The sequence below is a fragment of the Anabaena sp. FACHB-83 genome (genome assembly GCF_014697485.1).
GTDB lineage: Bacteria > Cyanobacteriota > Cyanobacteriia > Cyanobacteriales > Nostocaceae > Nostoc_B.
Genome location: NZ_JACJRY010000106.1, coordinates 1 through 4929 on the forward strand (window position 1 = coordinate 1; position 4929 = coordinate 4929).

At 40.6% G+C, this 4929-nt stretch carries 1 protein-coding gene, 1 tRNA gene and 1 pseudogene; 1 reads left to right on the forward strand and 2 read right to left on the reverse strand.

From position 1 onward, the window contains the following. Nucleotides 1–159: 159 nt before the first annotated feature. Nucleotides 160–426, reverse strand: a complete 267-nt coding sequence (locus H6G79_RS37190) for an AAA-like domain-containing protein (protein ID WP_313934726.1) — start codon at nucleotides 424–426, stop codon at nucleotides 160–162. Between the two features lie 236 nt (nucleotides 427–662). After that, nucleotides 663–772 (reverse strand) — tRNA-OTHER (locus H6G79_RS36085). 348 nt (nucleotides 773–1120) lie between these two features. Here H6G79_RS36085 and H6G79_RS36090 point away from each other — a divergent pair. Continuing rightward, a pseudogene (locus tag H6G79_RS36090) lies at nucleotides 1121–4813 on the forward strand (NACHT domain-containing protein); the annotation flags it as partial. Nucleotides 4814–4929: the final 116 nt, after the last annotated feature.

Here is a 4929-nt window from a genome sequence, read left to right on the forward strand (position 1 = left end):
TTCAAGGAAGGAAAGTGTAAATTGGCGATTTAAGACTACTGATGCACGTAAGAAGATGGGACGCTTATATCCACCTATCTTACCTAGCAAAGTTGAGTTGGCAGACTACTAGTTGGCTAAAAATAAAACAATCCCAAATGATTAGGACTCACGCGCCAACTATTGTTCTACGTGAGTCCTGATCATTTGTGAGCGCCTAAATACCAACTTTTCATCGGTGTCTCCTAATTGTTGATTTGCCACAGGCGATCGCGAAAAAATGGACTGAAGGAAGCGTTCTAGGTTCTGTAAAATCTCGTCGTTGGCAAGTTGCAAGCTCACAAAAACGGTTTGATATCCCAGATTTTTAGAGTAAACCAAGATGCGTGTCATCAGGGAGCTTTTGCCCATTTGCTTAGGGGCTTGCTCTAGAACTTTATTAGCGATCGCGTTCTAAAAACACAACTGTCCTTTTTCAGATATGGTTATATGGGTATAAGGGTGTAAGTATTCAAAACCCTTACACCCCATACCCTTTCACCCCCACACCCAATCCCCACAGACAATTGTGGTGCGTCAGTCCTGTGATTGTATATTTTTAGTACAAAAATACTGTAAAAAGAACTGTCTTATAAATAAAGAAAACCCTCGTAAGTCTTAGCTCACAAGGGTTTCGCTTTTTAAGCGGGCGGCGGGAATCGAACCCGCATTAATAGCTTGGAAGGCTATATCAAATCTTGTATTTACAATAGTTTCAGCCATTTTCAAAAATTTTTACACCCAATTTACACCCAACAGACAAATGTTAAAATTCCCTGACTTTTTGATTTTTAATAAAGCCTGTTAGTTGACAAAAGTAAATCAATGTGTATTTAAAATGTTGAAGAAAATAGAATTGAATTTAGGCGATCGCCAGTTTTATCATTTTCAGCGATCGGCTAATTCTAGCATCTTATAAAAATCGGCTTAACACAACCAGTTAGAAATTTTGGTAACAGTACTCGCCATTCATTAACCTTCAAACTGATGCTCAGATAATACTTGAGAAAGTATAAAAGAAAACTTTTATAGCTCAGATATCCCTTGTAATAGTAATTAAGCATAGTTGAGCAAGATTGCTCTGCATTTTCGGGGTGTCGTAATGAGCTTAATTAACTTGGATCTAGTCATCAACGCAATTACTAGCATTGCGAATCCTTTAATTAGAGAAAAAATTCTGCGTAATGAGACAGTAATTAAGTTACTCCAGCAATTTAACCTTGACCCAGAGCATCCACCAGCCGATTTTAGTGGTGTTTACGCCTATGCCTTAGTAGAATACGGTGTTGGTAAACCAAAACCATTTCTCGAATTATTTCGACAAGAAGCCATTAAGCAAGCATTTCGTAAAGCATTAAGCCATAATAATCCCTCAATTTTGCTGTCTGAAGTTGATGCTTTTTTGGAAGCTTATACCTTGGGTGAAGAAATCAGAAACTTAGAACTGGATGTCAGACGAGAGGTAGCTGCATTTGCAACCGTGTTTATTGAAGTCGCCAAACGCAGCCGTACACCTGCTGATGTCTTAATGAGTCAGCAGATTGGATCTCTACACAAAAGAATTGCTGGTATTCAAGAACAGCTAGAAAGATTGCCAACCCTGGAAGGTATTCGTACAGAAATGGCAAGATTAGCAGCTCAGAATTCTCTAGTATTAACCGAAACTACAACTGAAAATCAGTGTAGAGCGATCGCCTTAGCCCAACAAATGCGAGGATGGTTTGAAACCTTGGGCTACCGCCTAGAAAAATATGAAATCTGGGCAGAAGAATATTTTGAATGGATTATCAACGTTCCAGTCCGCCGCAGTTATGACCGTATTCTTGTACGTGGGGTTGCAGGAGAAGTGGGACTGAGTGATGTTATGGCGTTGCGTGAATCAGTTAATCAACAAAAAACTGATGAAGGTTGGTTAGTCAGTACCCGTCGCATTTCCCGCGCAGCCAGGGATGAAGTCAAGAAAGAAGAAAATCGTCACCTTGATTGTTTTACATTTGACGAGCTGATTGATTTAGATGCTGACTTTACTGGTTATCTTGATTGGTTAGAAGCGGAAATCAAACGCCGCAAGATTGATCAAAAATATGTCCCGCTTGCTTGTACTAAAGAAGAAATTGATCCAGTAACTAAGCGGCGAATTGGTGTCAGCCGTTATGAAGCAGAAGACGGTTGGATTGATGGTTACATCGACCTTTGGCTGGATGATCCTGCTAAAGAACATATTTCTATTCTGGGAGAATTTGGTACAGGTAAAACTTGGTTTGTCTTTCACTATGCTTGGACAGCACTGCAACGTTACAAAGATGCTCAAAGACGTGGTGTTGAACGTCCCCGTCTACCTTTAGTAATTACCCTGCGTGACTTTGCCAAAGCGTTAAATGTAGAAAATGTTTTGGCAGGTTTCTTCTTTACTCAACACAATATCCGCTTAAATAGCGAAGTTTTTGACCAACTCAACCGCATGGGTAAATTGCTGCTCATTTTCGATGGTTTTGACGAAATGGCAGCAAAAGTTGACCGCCAACAGATGATTAACAACTTCTGGGAACTGGCAAAGGTAGTAGTTCCTGGTTCTAAAGTTATTCTTACCTGCCGTACTGAACATTTCCCAGAGGCGAAAGAAGGACGTGCTTTGCTCAACGCAGAACTACAAGCATCTACGAACAAACTAACTGGGGAAACACCACAATTTGAAGTTCTGGAACTGGAGAAATTCAACGATGAGCAAATACGGCAGGTTTTGCTACACCAAGCTGAAGCAGCCACAGTTGAACAAGTCATGGGCAATTCGCAATTACTAGACTTAGCCCGTCGTCCAGTGATGACTGATTTAATTTTGGAAGCATTGCCAGATATTGAGTCCGGTAAACCTATTGATATGTCAAGGGTTTATCTGTATGCAGTGCGGCGCAAGATGGAAAGAGATATTAAGGCAGAACGTACTTTTACTTCCTTGGCAGATAAGCTCTACTTTTTATGCGAACTGTCTTGGGAGATGCTGTCTACCGATCAAATGAGCCTGAATTATCGCTTGTTCCCAGAACGTATTCGTCGCTTATTTGATTCTGTGGTGCAGGAAGAGAAAGATTTAGACCACTGGCATTATGACATGATGGGACAGACGATGCTTGTCCGTAATGCTGATGGTGATTATACTCCGGCGCATAGGTCGCTGTTAGAGTTTTTTGTCGCGTATAAGTTTGCGGCCGAGTTGGGGGCATTAGCTGAAGATTTTACGGAATTAGCCCAAGCACAGTCAGCTTTGGATAACATTACAACCCCTGTTGACTATACTTGGTGTGGTTATTTTTCGCGTTATGGAAGTGGTGAGGCTTTGCCCATTGCACCGCTAAGAACATTTACAAGTGAGTCTTTGGATAAGTTGAGAGAGACTGTTGGCAAAGCACCACTAACAAAAGCAGTGATGGATTTGCTTTTACCGATGTTAGGTAATAATGAGTCCCTTATTAAAGTTATTGAGGCGACGCGGGGTAAAACTGAGGATGAAGTGGGTTATGTTGGTGGGAATGCGGCGACAGTTTTAGTAAACGTAGATAAGGCTGTGTTAGAAGGGAGAGATTTGTCAGGTGCAGTAATTAGGGGGGCAGATTTTACTGATGCAAGTCTACGTCGTGTTAACTTTGCTGACACTTTTCTAGCTGATTCCATTTTTACCAAAGTATTTGGGTATGTTTTGTCAGTAGCATATAGCTCAGATGGCAAACTCTTAGCAGTAGGAGACGATAATGGTATAGTCCGCTTATGGGAAATAGCATCCAAGAAAGAACTTTGGATTCGCCAAGAACATACTAGTAGAGTAAATTCAGTTGTATTCAGTCCAGATTGCCAGACTCTAGTTAGTGCCAGTAATGATAAAACCATAAAAATATGGAATAGCAGAACGGGGAAATGTCGTACAAGCTTACTTGGCCATACACATCGTGTACGTGCAGTTACATTTAGTCCGGATGGTAACATTCTCGCTAGTGCTGGAGATGACCAATGTGTAAAACTTTGGGATATGCACACTACTGAATGTTTGAGAACCTTGCAGGAGCATAATAATTCAGTTTCATCTTTAGCGTTTAGTTTAGATGGGGAAACCCTTGCTAGTGGTAGTGATGACCAGACAGTTAATTTATGGAATATCCACACAAGCCAATGTTTGAAAAAGCTATCGGGACATACAGACTCGATATTATCAGTTACTTTTAGCCCAGATGGTCAGATGCTCGCCAGTGGTAGTGTTGATCAAAGCGTAAGATTATGGAATATTAGTGATGGTAAATGCGTAAAAATTTTGCAAGGTCATACAAATTGGGTACGTTCAGTTGCTTTTAGTCCAAACGGACAAACTCTTGCCAGTGGCGGTAATGACAAAACAATAAAACTATGGAATATTAATACAGGTGAATCTCTTAAGAGCTTTCATGGACACGTTGGTTGGGTACGCTCAATAACTTTCAGCCCGGATGGTCAGATAATTGCCAGTGCTAGTTCTGACGAAAGCGTCAGGTTATGGGATATTGCTAACAGCAAATGTGTAAATATTTTTCAAGGACAGACAAGTAGAGTTAACGCTATTAGATTTAGCCGAGAAGGTAAGACGCTTGCTAGTGCTTGTAATGACAAAACAGTAAAATTGTGGGATATTCCTACTGGTAAATACCTTAAAAGTTTGTATGGCCACACAAGTTGGGTACGTTCAGTGGCCTTCAGCCCAGTTGAGCATATACTTGCCAGTGCCAGTAATGATCAAACAGTAAGGCTATGGGATATCCGTACTGCTAAATGTTTTGGCTCTCCCAGAGTAGCTATGCTAGAATAGCAGAAATAAATCCAGTATAATTTATATAGAATTAGCAGTAATTGGTGGCAAAAGTCCAAGCTGTAAAAGAGTTATACAAGTAA